This window comes from Pseudomonas sp. TE36184, assembly GCF_054060055.1.
In genome coordinates, this window is the sequence record NZ_JBSSCU010000001.1 from 4,018,454 (window position 1) to 4,035,973 (window position 17,520).

The 17,520-nt window shown below is 61.4% G+C and carries 10 protein-coding genes; 7 read left to right on the forward strand and 3 right to left on the reverse strand.

Annotation, left to right across the window (positions count from 1 at the left end; translation table 11 throughout):
* The first annotated feature begins 365 nt into the window (after positions 1-365).
* The 4 genes from aceE to msrA all read left to right on the forward strand — a co-directional run bounded on the left by aceE (position 366) and on the right by msrA (position 8,394).
* Positions 366-3,011, forward strand: coding sequence for a pyruvate dehydrogenase (acetyl-transferring), homodimeric type (aceE, locus tag ACVWZP_RS18090; protein WP_046384939.1), 2,646 nt, complete (start codon positions 366-368; stop codon positions 3,009-3,011).
* 11 nt (positions 3,012-3,022) lie between these two features.
* Positions 3,023-4,675, forward strand: coding sequence for a dihydrolipoyllysine-residue acetyltransferase (gene aceF / locus ACVWZP_RS18095; protein ID WP_457369988.1), 1,653 nt, complete (start codon positions 3,023-3,025; stop codon positions 4,673-4,675).
* A gap of 304 nt (positions 4,676-4,979) precedes the next feature.
* Positions 4,980-7,673: a putative bifunctional diguanylate cyclase/phosphodiesterase gene (locus tag ACVWZP_RS18100; RefSeq protein ID WP_079442701.1), complete on the forward strand. Its 2,694-nt coding sequence runs from the start codon at positions 4,980-4,982 to the stop codon at positions 7,671-7,673.
* 73 nt (positions 7,674-7,746) lie between these two features.
* Positions 7,747-8,394, forward strand: coding sequence for a peptide-methionine (S)-S-oxide reductase MsrA (msrA, locus tag ACVWZP_RS18105; protein WP_017849811.1), 648 nt, complete (start codon positions 7,747-7,749; stop codon positions 8,392-8,394).
* Between the two features lie 129 nt (positions 8,395-8,523).
* Here msrA and ACVWZP_RS18110 read toward each other — a convergent pair whose 3' ends face one another.
* On the reverse strand, positions 8,524-9,360 hold the full coding sequence (locus ACVWZP_RS18110) for a 23S rRNA (adenine(2030)-N(6))-methyltransferase RlmJ (RefSeq protein ID WP_017849812.1): 837 nt from the start codon (positions 9,358-9,360) through the stop codon (positions 8,524-8,526).
* 250 nt (positions 9,361-9,610) lie between these two features.
* Here ACVWZP_RS18110 and ACVWZP_RS18115 point away from each other — a divergent pair, with 250 nt between their 5' ends.
* Positions 9,611-10,888 (forward strand): O-acetylhomoserine aminocarboxypropyltransferase/cysteine synthase family protein, encoded by a 1,278-nt coding sequence (locus tag ACVWZP_RS18115; protein ID WP_017849813.1) that lies wholly within the window; start codon positions 9,611-9,613, stop codon positions 10,886-10,888.
* A gap of 229 nt (positions 10,889-11,117) precedes the next feature.
* The gene (locus ACVWZP_RS18120; protein ID WP_017849815.1) at positions 11,118-11,492 is read left to right on the forward strand and encodes a hypothetical protein; all 375 of its coding nucleotides are present in this window, start codon (positions 11,118-11,120) and stop codon (positions 11,490-11,492) included.
* Between the two features lie 81 nt (positions 11,493-11,573).
* Here the strand turns inward: ACVWZP_RS18120 and putP are convergent, their stop codons facing one another.
* Both putP and ACVWZP_RS18130 read right to left on the reverse strand, forming a co-directional pair.
* Positions 11,574-13,058 (reverse strand): sodium/proline symporter PutP, encoded by a 1,485-nt coding sequence (gene putP, locus ACVWZP_RS18125; RefSeq protein ID WP_046384943.1) that lies wholly within the window; start codon positions 13,056-13,058, stop codon positions 11,574-11,576.
* Between the two features lie 123 nt (positions 13,059-13,181).
* On the reverse strand, positions 13,182-13,439 hold the full coding sequence (locus ACVWZP_RS18130; RefSeq protein WP_457369989.1) for a hypothetical protein: 258 nt from the start codon (positions 13,437-13,439) through the stop codon (positions 13,182-13,184).
* Between the two features lie 81 nt (positions 13,440-13,520).
* Between ACVWZP_RS18130 and putA the strand changes: the two genes are divergently transcribed.
* Complete coding sequence (putA, locus tag ACVWZP_RS18135) at positions 13,521-17,474, forward strand: trifunctional transcriptional regulator/proline dehydrogenase/L-glutamate gamma-semialdehyde dehydrogenase (RefSeq protein ID WP_457369990.1); 3,954 nt, start codon at positions 13,521-13,523, stop codon at positions 17,472-17,474.
* The last annotated feature ends 46 nt before the right edge of the window (positions 17,475-17,520 follow it).

The following is a 17,520-nucleotide window of genomic DNA, read 5'->3' on the forward strand; positions in this document are numbered from 1 at the left end:
GCGTAAAGGGCTTGTTGCGGTGAACGCAGGAGGCAGGCGCGATGAATGACTGTCGAACAAAAGTTAGAAATAGCTGAAAATTCATAAATTTTGGCAGGTAACATTAAATTTCTACCTTTTCTTCTTCGCAAAAGATCAACAATAACGATTATGCTCACCTAACGGACCGAGCAATCCGCTCAGTCTTGTGTAGTTTTACTACTCGTATATACATTCGAAAGGCTGAAATGGCCGACGATTTGTAGTAAAACTACAGGACGCCGGAGCAACCTCCGGCCATCCAAGAATTTATGTCGTCTGCCCACAAGGCCAGTCGCAAACTTCAGGCAACCGATTCTGGTAGCCTTTCCGCCCTGGAGCAAGCCATGCAAGACCTCGATCCCGTCGAAACCCAGGAATGGCTGGACGCCCTGGAATCGGTTCTCGACAAAGAAGGCGAAGACCGTGCTCACTATCTGATGACCCGTATGGGCGAACTCGCGACCCGCAGCGGCTCGCAACTGCCCTACGCCATCACCACGCCATATCGCAATACCATCCCTGTTACCCACGAAGCACGCATGCCTGGCGACCTGTTCATGGAACGCCGCATTCGCTCGCTGGTACGTTGGAACGCCATGGCGATGGTAATGCGTACGAACTTGAAAGATTCTGACCTGGGCGGTCACATCTCCAGCTTCGCTTCCAGCGCAACGCTCTATGACATCGGCTTCAACTACTTCTTCCAGGCCCCGACCGACGAACACGGCGGCGACCTGATCTACTTCCAGGGCCACACCTCGCCAGGCGTCTACGCCCGTGCGTTCATGGAAGGTCGCATCAGCGAAGAACAGATGAACAACTTCCGCCAGGAAGTCGACGGCCAGGGCCTGTCGTCCTACCCGCACCCTTGGCTGATGCCTGATTTCTGGCAGTTCCCGACCGTTTCCATGGGTCTGGGCCCGATCCAGGCGATCTACCAGGCGCGCTTCATGAAGTACATGGAAGCCCGTGGTTTCATCCCCGAAGGCAAGCAGAAAGTCTGGTGCTTCCTGGGCGACGGCGAGTGCGACGAGCCGGAATCCCTGGGTGCCATCTCCCTGGCCGGCCGCGAGAAGCTGGACAACCTGATCTTCGTCATCAACTGCAACCTGCAGCGCCTCGACGGCCCGGTTCGCGGCAACGGCAAGATCATCCAGGAACTCGAAGGCGTGTTCCGCGGTGCTCAGTGGAACGTGACCAAAGTCATCTGGGGCCGTTTCTGGGACCCACTGCTGGCCAAGGACGTCGACGGTATCCTGCAACGTCGCATGGACGAAGTCATCGACGGCGAGTACCAGAACTACAAGGCCAAAGACGGCGCGTTCGTGCGTGAACACTTCTTCAACACGCCTGAACTCAAGGCGATGGTTGCCGACCTGTCCGACGACGAGATCTGGAAACTCAACCGTGGCGGCCACGACCCGTACAAGGTCTACGCGGCGTACCACGAAGCGGTCAACCACAAAGAACAACCGACCGTCATCCTGGCCAAGACCATCAAGGGTTATGGCACCGGTGCCGGCGAAGCGAAGAACACTGCGCACAACACCAAGAAAGTCGACGTCGGCAGCCTGAAGCTGTTCCGCGACCGCTTCGACATCCCGGTCAAGGACGAAGAGCTGGAAAACCTGCCGTTCTTCAAGCCAGAGCCGAACAGCGCCGAAGCCCGTTACCTGAGCGAGCGTCGTGCCGCACTGGGCGGTTTCGTGCCACAGCGCCGTGCCAAGAGCGTCAACATCCCAACACCGGCGCTGGATACCCTCAAGGCCATCCTCGACGGCTCGGGCGACCGTGAAATCTCCACCACCATGGCCTTCGTGCGGATCCTCGCGCAGCTGGTCAAGGATAAGGAAGTCGGTTCGCGCATCGTGCCGATCATCCCGGACGAAGCCCGTACCTTCGGTATGGAAGGCATGTTCCGTCAGTTGGGCATCTACTCCTCCGTCGGCCAGCTCTACGAGCCAGTCGATAAAGACCAGGTGATGTTCTACAAGGAAGACAAGAAGGGCCAGATCCTCGAAGAAGGCATCAACGAAGCGGGCGCCATGAGCTCCTTCATCGCGGCCGGTACGTCGTACTCCTGCCACAACCAGCCGATGCTGCCGTTCTACATCTTCTACTCGATGTTCGGCTTCCAGCGTATCGGCGACCTGGCCTGGGCAGCAGGCGACAGCCGTACCCGTGGCTTCCTGATCGGCGGCACCGCCGGCCGCACCACGCTGAACGGCGAAGGCCTGCAACACGAAGACGGTCACAGCCACATCCTGGCGGCCACCATTCCGAACTGCCGCACCTTTGATCCAACCTACGGCTATGAGCTGGCGGTGATCATCCAGGACGGCATGAAGAAGATGACCCAGGAGCAGCAGGACGTTTTCTACTACATCACCGTGATGAACGAGTCCTACCAGCAACCTGCCATGCCGGCCGGTGTCGAGGAAGGCATCATCAAGGGCATGTACCTGCTCGAAGAAGACACCAAGGAAGCAGCACACCACGTGCAACTGATGGGCTCCGGCACCATCCTGCGCGAAGTGCGTGAAGCGGCGAAGATCCTGCGTGACGAATTCAACGTCGGCGCCGACGTGTGGAGCGTGACCAGCTTCAACGAACTGCGTCGCGACGGCCTGGCCGTAGAACGCAACAACCGCCTGCACCCAGGTCAGAAGCCTGAGCTGAGCTACGTCGAAGAATGCCTGACTGGCCGTAAAGGTCCGGTCATCGCATCCACCGACTACATGAAGCTGTTTGCGGAACAAATTCGCCAGTGGGTCCCGTCCAAGGAATTCAAAGTCCTGGGCACCGACGGTTTCGGCCGCAGTGACAGCCGCAAGAAGCTGCGTCACTTCTTCGAAGTCGACCGTCACTTCGTGGTGTTGGCAGCCCTGGAAGCCTTGGCTGACCGCGGTGAGATCGAACCCAAGGTGGTGGCTGACGCCATCGTCAAGTTCGGGATCAACCCGGAAAAACGCAACCCACTGGACTGCTGAGGAGACTTTTTGTGAGCGAACTCATTCGCGTACCTGACATCGGCAGCGGTGAAGGTGAAGTAATCGAGCTGTTTGTGAAGGTCGGCGACACCGTCGAAGCCGACCAGAGCATCCTGACCCTGGAATCGGACAAGGCGAGCATGGAAATCCCTGCTCCCAAGGCCGGCGTGGTCAAGAGCCTGAAAGTGAAGCTGGGCGATCGCCTGAAAGAAGGCGACGAACTGCTGGAGCTGGAAATCGAGGGCGCCGCCGCTGCGGCTCCAGCTGCCGCAGCTGCACCGGCGCCAGCGCCAGCGCCAGCGCCGGCTGAAAAACCTGCTGCTGCCGAGGCCCCTGCGGCCCCGGCTGCCGCACCGGCCGCAGCCACCATCCAGGACATTCATGTCCCGGACATCGGCTCGTCGGGCAAGGCCAAGATCATCGAACTGCTGGTCAAGGTCGGCGACACCGTCGAAGCCGACCAGTCGCTGATCACCCTGGAGTCCGACAAGGCCTCCATGGAAATCCCTTCGCCGGCTGCCGGCGTGGTGGAAAGCATCGCGGTCAAGCTGGAAGACGAAGTCGGCACTGGCGACTTCATCCTCAAGCTGAAAGTCCAAGGCGCTGCGTCGGCTGCTGCCCCAGCACCGGCCGCTGCGCCGGCTGCCAAGGCTGAAGCCGCACCGGCCGCCGCGGCTCCAGCTCCGGCCCCTGCCGCAAACGCCGAGGCCGCACCGGCCCCGGCGGCGGCACCGGCACGAAGCGGTGCCAAGGTTCACGCCGGTCCTGCCGTGCGCCAACTGGCCCGCGAGTTCGGCGTCGAGCTGAACGCCGTCACGGCCACCGGCCCGCACGGTCGCGTGCTCAAGGAAGACGTGCAGGTTTACGTCAAATCCATGATGCAGAAAGCCAAGGAAGCCCCGGCTGCCGGCAATGCTACCGGTGGTGCGGGCATTCCGCCGATCCCGGTCGTGGACTTCAGCCGCTTCGGTGAAACCGAAGAAGTGCAGATGACCCGCCTGATGCAAATCGGCGCGTCGAGCCTGCACCGCAGCTGGCTGAACATCCCGCACGTAACCCAGTTCGACCAGGCCGACATCACCGACCTGGAAGCTTTCCGCGTTGCGCAGAAAGCCGTGGCCGAGAAGGCCGGCGTGAAACTGACCGTGCTGCCACTGTTGCTCAAGGCCTGCGCGCACCTGCTCAAGGAGCTGCCGGACTTCAACAGTTCGCTGGCGCCAAGCGGCAAGGCGATCATTCGCAAGAAGTACGTTCACATCGGCTTTGCCGTCGACACCCCGGATGGCCTGCTGGTACCGGTCATCAAGAACGTCGACCAGAAGAGCCTGCTGCAACTGGCTGCCGAAGCCGCTGCGCTGGCTGCCAAGGCCCGCGACAAGAAGCTCACCGCGGACGACATGCAGGGCGCATGCTTCACCATCTCCAGCCTCGGCCACATTGGCGGCACTGGCTTCACGCCAATCGTCAATGCGCCGGAAGTGGCGATCCTGGGCGTTTCCAAGGCGACCATCCAGCCGGTATGGGACGGTAAAGCCTTCCAGCCGAAGCTGATGCTGCCACTGTCGCTGTCCTACGATCACCGCGTGATCAACGGCGCCGCGGCGGCACGCTTCACCCAGCGCCTGAGCCAACTGCTGAACGATATCCGCACCATCTTGCTGTAAGCCGCGACGGGCCTCCCTTGCACGAGGGAGGCCCGATTGCATCGATTTCCGAGCGCCACGCTCGTACCTCAACCCCGCCACTTGGCGGGGCTTTTTTTGCGCGTTTCTTGGACAGTAAAAACAGGGTTGTACACCACCTATCACCCCGATTGCAGAAATCGACCGCGTAGCCGATATAACCCTTATAGCACTTAGCCTTCATCCTCTCTTGTCAGCCTGGGCTGCATGATGCAACCTTGCTGCAGGCAACAGTAAAGAGGGCGTGAGCCCGGCGCCGAGTGCGTTTTTTCAAGTGAGCTTCCCCATGAAAAGCCAACCCGATGTCGCCCGGACGGCGGCCGAGGTAGTGACGCAATTACCGGTGCCTTCGCGCCTCGGTATGCTGCGTTTCGAGCGGCTGAATGAGGCAAGCTGGGCCCTGCTCTACCTAGACCCCAATTGCGAGCGCCAATTCGGCCTGCCGGCGGTTGAACTGTGCGCGCTGATCGGCTCGCCCTACGCCAGCCTGATGGAGCCACAGGCGCGCTATCAACTGCACGATGCCATCCAGCAGCAACTGGCCGAGAGCCCTCATTACCTGGTGCGCTACACCCTGCACACCAACGACGGCCCTCTAAGCCTGCTGGAACTGGGCGAAGCCTACAAACAACACAATCGCCACCTGCTGCGGGGCTACCTGATGGTGGTCGACGGCCTGTTCAGCGAGATCCCGTCGACAGCGCCGACAGCAGACCTGGAAAGCCAGAACAGCCGGCTGCAGATTGCCCTGGAACTCAACCAGCGCGCGCAACAGGAACAGTTGCTGCACCTGGAACGGGTACGCGCCCAGCAAGAGCTGATCCTGCTGCTCGCACGCCAGCGCTACACCACGAATAATTCGCTGCAGGAAGCCGCCGAGCTGATTACCCGCAGCGCCTGCGATATCTATCAGATCGATTGCGCCAGCATCTGGAACCTCGAAGGCCAGCGCCTGGTACCGATCTCGGCGTACCAGCGCGCCGATCAGCGCCACCACTTGCCCGAGCCGATTGATGCCAGTGGCTTTCCGGACTATCTCGAAGCCCTGCAAACCAGCCGGGCGATCGATGCTACCAATGTCATGCGCGACCCACGCACCCGCGAAATGGCCGAATCGCTGCAGGCCAACGACGTGCATGCAATGCTCGACGCGAGCATCCGTGTCGATGGCCAGGTCGTGGGTGTGCTGTGCCTGGAACAAAGCGGCTGCACACGCGTCTGGCAGTCCGACGAGATCGCCTTTGCCGGCGAGCTGGCGGATCAGTTCGCGCAAGTGATCAACAATCACAACCGTCGTACCGCCACCAGCGCCCTGCACCTGTTTCAGCGCGCGGTGGAACAAAGCGCCAACGCCTTCCTGCTGGTCAATTGCGATGGCGTGGTGGAGTACGTCAACCCCAGTTTTACCGCGATCACCCAGTACAGTACCGAAGAGGTCCACGGCCATCGCCTGGCGCAATTGCCCGCGCTGGAAAACCTCAGCGAATTGCTGTTCGACGCGCCGTCGAGCCTGGCCAAGAGCAACAGCTGGCAGGGCGAGTTCAAGAGCCGACGCAAGAACCTGGAACCCTATTGGGGCCAGCTGTCGATCTCCAAGGTCTATGGCGACAATCGCGAGCTGACCCACTACATCGGCATCTACGAAGACATCACCCAGACCAAGCTGGCCCAGCAGCGCATCGAGCGCCTGGCCTATACCGACAACCTGACCAACCTGGGCAACCGTCCGGCGTTTATCCGCAACCTCGACGAACGCTTTGCCCGCGACAGCGACAGCCCGATCTGTCTGTTGCTGGTGGACATCGACAACTTCAAGCGGATCAACGACAGCCTCGGCCACCAGACCGGCGACAAGCTGCTGATCAGCCTGGCCCGGCGCCTGCGCAACAGCCTCAGCGCCGGTGGCAGCCTGGCGCGCTTTGCCAGTAACGAATTTGCGGTATTGCTCGACGACACCGACCTGGAGAGCGGCCAGCTCGTTGCCAGCCAACTGCTGGCGACCCTCGACAAGCCGATGTTCGTCGACAACCAATTGATCAGCGTCACCGGCTCCGTGGGCCTGGCCTGCGCGCCGCTGCATGGCCGCGACCCGCAAACCCTGATGCGCAACGCCGGCTTGGCCCTGCACAAGGCCAAAGCCAACGGCAAACACCAGGTACAAGTGTTTACCGAAGCGCTGAACGCCGAGGCCAGCTACAAACTGTTCGTGGAAAACAACCTGCGCCGCGCCCTGACCCAGAACGAGCTGGACGTGTTCTACCAGCCCAAGCTGTGCCTGCGCAGTGGCCGCTTGCTGGGCATGGAGGCGCTGCTGCGTTGGAACCACCCGGAAAAGGGCATGATCCGCCCCGACCAGTTCATCAGCGTGGCCGAAGAAACCGGCCTGATCATCCCCATCGGCAAATGGATCGCCCGCCAGGCCTGCCGCATGAGCAAGCAACTGAGCGCCGCCGGCCTGGGCAACCTGCAGGTGGCGATCAACCTGTCGCCCAAACAGTTCTCCGACCCGGACCTGGTGGCCTCGATTGCCTCGATCCTCAAGGAAGAAGAACTGCCGGCCAACCTGCTCGAACTTGAGTTGACCGAAGGCCTGCTGCTGGAGGCCACCGAGGACACCCGTCTGCAACTGGACCAGTTGAAAAGCCTGGGCCTGACCCTGGCCATGGACGACTTCGGCACCGGTTACTCGTCGCTGAGCTACTTGAAAAAATTCCCGATCGACATCATCAAGATCGATCGCAGCTTTATCCACGAAATCCCGGACAACCAGGACGACATGGAAATCACCTCCGCCGTGATCGCCATGGCCCACAACCTCAAGCTCAAGGTCGTGGCCGAAGGCATCGAGACCGCCGAGCAGTTGGCGTTCCTGCGTCGGCACCGTTGCGACGTCGGCCAGGGCTATCTGTTCGACCGGCCCATCCCCGGTTCAGAGCTGCTCGAGAAGCTTAAACGCTACCCTCGCGGGCCAATCGCCTGACAGCGCTGTAACACTCGGGCACACTGGCTGTCTGATTCTTTACTGTTAACTCAACCTGACGAGAGGACTGCTCATGGTCTTGCGCTCGGAAATTCTGGTGAACAAAAACGTGCTTCCTACTGCAGAACAAGCTTTGCCTGGCCGCGAAACCCCGATGACGCTGCCGGAGACGCACTTCGTCAACGGCAACCCGCTGCTCGGCCCGTTCCTCGACGACGTCGGCTTCGCGATCTTCGGCCTGGGCTGCTTCTGGGGCGCAGAACGCAAATTCTGGCAGCGCGATGGCGTGGTCAGCACCGTGGTCGGTTATGCCGGCGGCTACACGCCGAACCCGACCTACGAAGAAGTCTGCTCGGGCCTGACCGGCCATAGCGAAGTGGTGCTGGTGGTGTATGACCAGGCCAAGGTGAAATACGAAGACTTGCTGAAGATGTTCTGGGAACTGCACAACCCGACCCAGGGCATGCGCCAGGGCAACGACATCGGCAGCCAGTACCGTTCAGTGATCTACGCCACCACGCCGGAGCAATTGGCGGCGGCGCAGGCCAGTGCGCAGGCGTATCAGCAAGAGCTGACCAAGGCTGGCCTGGGCCCCATCACCACGGAAATCGACGAGGCCCCGACGGTGTACTTCGCCGAGGCGTATCACCAGCAGTACCTGGCGAAGAATCCGCAGGGCTATTGCGGGATCGGCGGTACAGGCGTGACCTGCCCGATCTAAAAAAATGTGGGAGGGGCGGTGCGACGGTTCGACTTGCCCCCGATAGCAATGTATCAGGTACAGATGTATGGACTGACACACCGTTATCGGGGGCAAGCCCCCTCCCACATGGGCCTGCGCCAGACTCGGTTACTCAGCAATCAGCCAATCCATCTGCCACCCGCCCTGGGTCTGGCCCAGTTGCTTGGACAGCCACGGCAGCAGCTCACGCAACTCCTCTTCCAAGCCCCACGGCGGGTTGGCAATCGCCAGGCCCGAGCCGGTCAGGGTGTTGGGCGTGTCCAACGGATGCACCAGCAATTCGACGCGCAGCAGCTTCGGCGCACCGGTGCCGGCCAGGTCCTGGTAGAAACGGCGCAACATGCGCTGGTCCTTCACCGGGTACCAGATCGCGGCGACCGTCTGGCGCATGCGGCCGACCGCCTCTTTGAGCGACGCCGCGCAGCGCTGCATTTCGTCGAGCTGTTCAAACGGCGGGTCGATCAGCATCAGCGCACGCTTTTCCGGCACCGGCAGCAACGCACGTGGCACATGCCAGCCTTCGCCCAGGTGAACCTTGACGCGACGATCGCCCTTCATGTTGTCCTTGAGCAGCACGCCGTCTTCCGGGTGCTTTTCATTGAGCAGCACGCGGTCCTGGGGGCGGGTCAGGCGGCGTGCCAGTTCCGGCGAACCGGGGTAGTAGCGCAACTGGCCATCCGGGTTCATCTCGTGCAGCACGCGCATGTAGTCGGCGGTCAATGGCGGCAGATCGCTCTTGCCCCACAGACGGGCGATGCCTTCCAGGTATTCACCGGTACGGTTGGCCTGATCGCCCTGCAGGTCGTACAGACCGATCCCGGCATGGGTATCGAGGTAGGCGAACGGCTGCTCCTTGCGCGACATCAAGGCGATGAGGCGGGTCAAGGTCAGGTGTTTGAAGACATCGGCGTGGTTGCCGGCGTGAAAGGCGTGACGATAATTCATGGTTGCTCCTGCGCAGGGGGCGAAGTTTACCTGCTACACGGGCAAAGGTGCAGGGCCGCATGCCGGGCGGTCCTTATGCCGCAAAGACAGGCGTCCTTGTGAAAACAATCTAATCCTTACAGCATGTGCGGGCTTGCCCGCGACACAAGCGACGCGGTATTACCTGCACTCCGCGATGATGCCATCGCAGCCAAGCCAGCTCCCACCCTGCCCGGGGGCGCCCTTAAAACCAAGGAGGTCAACAATAACCATGAAAGACGCCACCATCGCCCTGCACCACGGCTTCAAGTCCGACCCGACCACCAAGGCCGTCGCGGTGCCGATCTACCAGAACGTCGCCTTCGAATTCGATAACGCCCAGCACGGCGCCGACCTGTTCAACCTGGACGTACCCGGCAATATCTACACGCGGATCATGAACCCGACCAACGATGTGCTGGAGCAACGCATGGCCGCGCTCGAAGGCGGTATCGCCGCGCTGGCCGTGTCCGCCGGCAGCGCAGCGATCCACTATGCGATCCAGACCCTGACCCGCGCCGGTGACAACATCGTCACCACGCCGCAGCTCTATGGCGGCACCTACACCCTGTTCGCCCACCTGCTGCCGAGCTTTGGCGTCGATGTGCGCTTCGCCCGCGACGATTCCGCCGCCGCCATCGCCGAACTGATCGACGACAACACCAAACTGGTCTACTGCGAGAGCATCGGCAACCCGGCGGGCAACATCATCGACCTGCAAGCCCTCGCCGACGTGGCCCACGCCCGTGGCGTACCGCTGATGGTGGACAACACCGTGGCCACGCCGATCCTGTGCAAACCGATCCAGTTCGGTGCCGATATCGTGGTGCATTCGGTGACCAAATACGTCGGCGGCCATGGCAACTCCCTGGGCGGCGTGATTGTCGACAGCGGCACGTTCCCGTGGGCGAAATACGCCGAAAAATTCCCCGGCCTCAACCAGCCCGAACCGGCTTACCACGGCGTGGTCTACACCGAAAAATTCGGCCCCGCCGCCTTCATCGCACGCGCCCGCACCGTACCGCTGCGCAACACCGGCGCAGCGTTGGCGCCGATGAACGCCTTCCTGCTGCTGCAAGGCCTGGAAACCCTGGCCCTGCGCATGGAACGCCACACCGAGAATGCCTTGAAGGTCGCGCAGTTCCTGCAAGATCACGCCGAAGTCGAATGGGTCAGCTACGCCGGGCTGCCCGATCATCCACACCACGCCCTGGCGCAGAAATACATGCAGGGCAAACCGTCGGCGATCCTGTCGTTTGGTCTGAAGGGCGGTTACGAAGCCGGTGTACGCTTCTACGACGCCCTGCAAATCTTCAAACGCCTGGTGAACATCGGCGACGCCAAATCCCTGGCCTGCCACCCGGCGTCCACCACCCATCGCCAGATGAACGAGCAGGAACAGGCCAAGGCCGGCGTGAAACCGGAGATGATTCGCCTGTCGGTGGGGATCGAGGCGATTGAAGATTTGATCGAGGATCTGCAACAGGCGCTGGCTGCAACACACGCCTGAGGCCAGATAAGCGACCCGCGCGCCATGGCTAACATCTGCATGGCGCGTGAAGCAGGCGACCTTGTGCCGCAAGGTCGTCAGCGTAAAGGCAGTGAAAATTCACGCCTCTGTCGGAAACCTGGCGCAACTCAGTAGCCCTTTTCCCAAAAGCAAAAAACCACCGAAAAATCCCCCGCCAAAACCACGACACTAGGTGGGGAAGGCGGCGAGAAGGTAGGAGAGCTTTTGTATGAGTATTGATGACTTCTTGAACCTCCCTGCTACTTCCTTGATTGCCATCAGCTCTGCATCCGCAGTCATCACCACCACCATCATCGGGCTCTTCTTGTGTTACCGAAAACTTGAACCCATGGAAGCGCTCTTGAACAAGTGCCGCCTAGTCGCCTTCCACAGCAGCTACTGGGGAAACTCACCGCGCGAAAGGATGATGAGGCTTTGCGCAGTGTATGTGGCCGTCGCACTACCCAGGCTAAATGCAAGACGGGGAGTCATTGACCTCCCGCAGGTACAAGCCTTTCCGCGCAGCACAAAGCTCATGCTTCATGGCACGGCGCTTATTGGCGCAGCCGGATTGATAGGTCTGATCGTCATTTACTTTGACTGACCAGTTGAGAAAAAACGGCCCGCTATCCAAAAGATAGCGAGCCGTTTTCTTCAACACATCAGGCGCATAACGCCTGAGGTTTTATTTGTTGAGGTTGTAGTCTTTCTCCGCAGCATCAAAGCGCTCAACCATACCCGCAGTCGGCGCGCCCAGCTTGCTGACGATGTAGATCGCCAGGCTGGCGAAGATGAAGCCTGGGATGATTTCGTACAGGCCCAACAATTCGAAATGCTTCCACACGATCACGGTGATCGCGCCGACCAGAATGCCAGCCAGTGCGCCGTTACGGGTCATCTGCTTCCAGATCACCGAGATCAGTACCACAGGGCCGAACGCGGCGCCGAAGCCGGCCCAGGCGTAGCTCACCAGGCCCAATACGCGGTTATTCGGGTTGGCGGCCAGGCCGATGGCGATCACGGCCACCAGCAGCACCATGGCGCGGCCGACCCACACCAGCTCAACCTGGGAAGCGTTCTTGCGCAGGAAGGTCTTGTAGAAGTCCTCGGTCAGGGCGCTGGAGCACACCAGCAATTGGCAGCTCAAAGTGCTCATGACCGCCGCCAGAATCGCCGACAGCAGAACGCCAGCAATCCATGGGTTGAACAGCAGCTTGGCCAGCTCGATAAACACGCGCTCGTGGTTCTCGGTCACGGGGCCGGCCACTTCCGGGTGCGCCGAGAAGTAGGCGATGCCGAAGAAGCCCACGGCCACGGTGCCGCCCAGGCACAGGATCATCCAGGTCATGGAGATGCGACGCGCCTTGGCGATCGACTTCACCGAATCCGCCGCCATGAAGCGCGCGAGGATGTGCGGCTGGCCGAAGTAACCCAGGCCCCAGCCCATCAGCGAGATGATGCCGATGAAGCTGGTGTTTTTCAGCATGTTGAAGTTGTCGGGGTTCTTCGCTTCGATCGCCAGGAACGTGGTATCGATACCGCCGGTGGCCAGCAGCACGATGATCGGCGTCAGGATCAGCGCGAAGATCATCAAGGTGGCTTGTACGGTGTCGGTCCAGCTCACAGCCAGGAAACCACCGACGAAGGTGTAGGCAATCGTCGCCGCCGCGCCGGCCCACAGCGCAGTCTCGTAGGACATGCCGAAGGTGCTTTCGAACAGGCGGGCACCGGCCACGATGCCGGAAGCGCAATAGATGGTGAAGAACACCAGGATCACTACTGCGGAGATGATCCGCAGCAGGCCGCTTTTATCTTCGAAACGGCTGGAAAAGTAATCCGGCAGCGTCAGGGCGTCGCCGTTGTGCTCGGTCTGCACGCGCAGGCGACCGGCCACGAACAGCCAGTTGAGGTACGCACCGACGATCAGGCCGATGGCGATCCAGCTTTCCGACAGGCCGGACATGTAGATCGCGCCCGGCAGGCCCATCAACAACCAGCCGCTCATGTCGGAAGCACCGGCTGACAAGGCAGTCACCACGCTACCGAGGCTGCGACCGCCCAGGATGTAATCGGAAAGGTTGTTGGTGGAGCGATAGGCCATGAAGCCGATCAGCACCATTGCTGCGATGTAGATCACGAACGTGATCAGGGTTGGATTACTAACGCTCATAGAAGTGACGCCCTGGCTTTGTTTTTATGTAGCGGCGGTCTGTCAGACGGCCACCCACTGATCCAGTGAGTAAACGTAGCTGCATCGCGCGCATTTATGACTGACGTTTCCCCAGGAAAGCCGTCAGCCGATGAACCACACCATGCGTGTGGTTGCACCTTGGCTGCGAATGCTATTCAACAAAGCAAATAAGGTGCAACCAGTTTCTCGCGAATAAGTTGCACCTTGATGTGTTTTACAGAAAACACCGCGTTTTTGCTCCTTTTCGGAGCAAGAACAGCCGATCTCAGAAGCAAATGCACCAAAGTGCAGCGGATTCGGTCGAGTGTCGGTTTTTTCCCGATGGAACGGCGAAAAATTCATGCATAAAAAGGGTTGCACCCGGTTGCACCTCTTCCAGACCGAAGCTAATCTTGCCGCCAGCTGATGCCACTCGGTAGTGGCACCCATGAGGATAAGAAAATGGCTACAACCACCCTTGGGGTCAAACTCGACGACCCGACCCGCGAGCGCCTGAAGGCGGCCGCGACCTCCATTGATCGCACGCCGCACTGGCTGATCAAGCAGGCGATTTTCAATTACCTGGAGAAACTCGAGGGTGGTGCAACCCTGACCGAGCTCAATGGCTTGAGCAGCAAGGAGGCCGATGACGCCGGCGAGGTCCAGGCCGACCACGCCCATCAGTGCTTCCTCGAGTTCGCCGAGAGCATCCTGCCGCAATCCGTACTGCGCGCCTCGATCACCTCCGCTTACCGCCGCCCGGAGCCGGAAGTGGTGCCGATGCTGATCGAACAGGCTCGCCTGCCGGCCCAGATGGCCGAAGCCACGAATAAGCTGGCCGCGTCGATTGCAGAAAAACTGCGCAACCAGAAGAGCGCCGGCGGCCGTGCCGGCATCGTCCAGGGTTTGCTGCAGGAATTCTCCCTGTCGTCCCAGGAAGGCGTGGCACTGATGTGCCTGGCCGAAGCGCTGCTGCGCATCCCCGACAAAGGCACCCGCGACGCACTGATCCGCGACAAGATCAGCACCGGTAACTGGCAACCGCACCTGGGCAACAGCCCGTCGCTGTTCGTCAACGCGGCCACCTGGGGCCTGCTGCTGACCGGCAAACTGGTCGCCACCCACAACGAAGCGGGCCTGACCTCATCCCTGAGCCGCATCATCGGCAAGAGCGGCGAGCCGATGATCCGCAAGGGCGTCGACATGGCCATGCGCCTGATGGGCGAGCAGTTCGTCACCGGCGAAACCATCGCCGAAGCCCTGGCCAATGCGAGCAAGTTCGAAGCCAAAGGTTTCCGCTATTCCTACGACATGCTCGGTGAAGCCGCACTCACCGAACACGATGCACAGAAGTACCTCGCCTCTTACGAACAAGCCATTCATTCCATCGGCAAAGCCTCGAACGGCCGTGGGATTTATGAAGGCCCGGGCATTTCCATCAAGCTGTCGGCCCTGCACCCACGTTACAGCCGTGCCCAGTACGAACGGGTGATGGACGAGCTGTACCCGCGCTTGCTGTCCCTGACCCTGCTGGCCAAGCAATACGACATCGGCCTGAACATCGATGCCGAAGAAGCCGACCGCCTGGAACTGTCCCTGGACCTGCTCGAACGCCTGTGCTTCGAGCCGCAACTGAGCGGCTGGAACGGCATCGGTTTCGTGATCCAGGCCTACCAGAAGCGCTGCCCGTATGTGATCGACTACGTCATCGACCTGGCGCGCCGCAGCCGCCACCGCCTGATGATCCGCCTGGTAAAAGGCGCGTACTGGGACAGCGAAATCAAGCGCGCCCAGGTCGAAGGCCTGGAAGGCTACCCGGTCTACACCCGCAAGGTTTATACCGACGTGTCCTACATTGCCTGCGCACGCAAACTGCTGTCGGTGCCGGAAGTCATCTACCCGCAGTTCGCCACGCATAACGCCCACACCCTGTCGGCTATCTACCATATCGCCGGTCAGAACTATTACCCCGGCCAGTACGAGTTCCAATGCCTGCACGGCATGGGCGAACCGCTCTACGAACAGGTCGTCGGCAAAGTGGCCGAGGGCAAGCTGAACCGTCCGTGCCGCGTGTACGCCCCGGTCGGCACCCACGAAACCCTGCTGGCCTACCTGGTGCGTCGCCTGTTGGAAAACGGCGCCAACACCTCGTTCGTCAACCGCATTGCCGACCAGTCCATCTCGATCCAGGAGCTGGTGGCCGATCCAGTGGCCAGCATCGAGCAAATGGCGACGCTGGAAGGCGGCTTCGGCCTGCCGCACCCGCGTATTCCACTGCCGCGTGACCTGTACGGCAGCGACCGCGCCAACTCGGCCGGTATCGACCTGGCCAACGAACACCGTTTGGCGTCGTTGTCCTGCGCCCTGCTGGCCACCGCGCACAATCACTGGAAAGCCGCGCCGATGTTGGGTTGCGCCGCCAGTAATGAAGCTGCGACGCCGGTGCTGAACCCGTCCGACCTGCGTGACGTGGTCGGCCACGTACAGGAAGCGACCGTCGATGACGTCGACAACGCGATCCAGTGCGCCATCAACGCCGGCCCGATCTGGCAGGCGACCCCGCCCGCCGAGCGCGCCGCGATCCTTGAACGCGCCGCCGACCTGATGGAAGGCGAGATCCAGCCGCTGATGGGCCTGCTGGCCCGCGAAGCCGGCAAGACCTTCGCCAACGCCATCGCCGAAGTGCGCGAAGCCGTGGATTTCCTGCGTTACTACGCGGTGCAGGCGCGTCACGATTTCACCAACGACGCCCACCGCCCATTGGGCCCGGTGGTCTGCATCAGCCCGTGGAACTTCCCGCTGGCGATTTTCAGTGGGCAAGTCGCCGCCGCACTGGCCGCCGGCAACCCGGTATTGGCCAAGCCTGCCGAGCAAACCCCGCTGGTGGCCGCACAAGCGGTACGTATCCTGCTCGAAGCCGGTATTCCGGAAGGCGTGCTGCAACTGCTGCCGGGCCAGGGCGAAACCGTTGGTGCGCGCCTGGTCGGCGATGATCGCGTCAAAGGCGTGATGTTCACCGGTTCCACCGAAGTCGCGCGCCTGCTGCAACGCAATGTCGCCGGACGCCTGGATGCCCAGGGCCGACCGATCCCGCTGATCGCCGAAACCGGTGGCCAGAACGCGATGATCGTCGACTCTTCGGCCCTGACCGAACAAGTGGTCATCGACGTGGTGTCGTCGGCCTTCGACAGCGCCGGCCAGCGTTGCTCGGCCCTGCGTGTACTGTGTCTGCAGGAAGACTCTGCAGACCGCGTCATCGAAATGCTCAAGGGCGCCATGGCTGAATGCCGCTTGGGTAACCCGGAGCGCCTGTCGGTGGATATCGGCCCGGTGATCGACGCCGAAGCCAAGGCCGGCATCGAGAAACACATCCAGGCCATGCGCGACAAAGGCCGCGCGGTGTACCAAGTGGCGATCGCCGACGGCGAAGAGATCAAGCGCGGCACCTTCGTGATGCCCACCCTGATCGAACTGGAAAGCTTCGACGAGCTGCAACGGGAGATCTTCGGCCCGGTGCTGCACGTGGTGCGCTACAAGCGCAAGGAGATCGACCAGTTGATCGGCCAGATCAACGCTTCCGGCTACGGCCTGACCCTGGGCGTACACACGCGCATCGACGAGACCATCGCCAAGGTGATCGACAACGTTCATGCCGGCAACGTCTACGTCAACCGCAACATTGTCGGGGCGGTGGTCGGCGTGCAGCCGTTTGGCGGCGAAGGTTTGTCGGGCACCGGCCCGAAAGCCGGTGGTCCGCTGTACCTGTACCGCCTGCTGTCGACGCGTCCTACCGATGCGATCGAGCAGTCCTTCGTTCGCGGCGATGCATTGTCCGCACCGGATGTGCGCTTGCGCGACGCCATGAGCCAACCGCTGACCGCTTTGAAAGCCTGGGCCGACAGCCACACGCTCAGCGACCTGAGCGCCCTGTGCAGCCGGTTCGCCACGCAATCGCAAAGCGGTATCACCCGCCTGTTGGCCGGCCCGACCGGCGAGCGCAACAGCTACGCCATCCTGCCCCGCGAGCACGTACTGTGCCTGGCAGAAGTAGAAGGTGACCTGCTGACCCAACTGGCGGCGGTATTGGCCGTCGGCGGTTCGGCGGTATGGCCGGAAACCGAGCTGACCAAAGCCTTGTTCCCACGCCTGCCGAAAGAGATTCAGGGGAAGATCAAGCGCGTGGCCGACTGGACCAAGGACGATGTGCTGTTCGACGCAGTCCTGCACCACGGCGATTCCGATCAACTGCGCGCGGTTTGCCAGCAAGTGGCCCAGCGTGGCGGGGCGATCGTCGGGGTACATGGTTTGTCCCAAGGCGAGACAGCAATTGCCCTGGAGCGTTTGGTGATCGAGCGTGCGCTGAGCGTCAACACCGCAGCGGCGGGCGGTAACGCCAGCCTGATGACCATCGGCTAACTGCCGGAACGCGGTAAACATGTGGGAGGGGCGGTGCGACGATTCG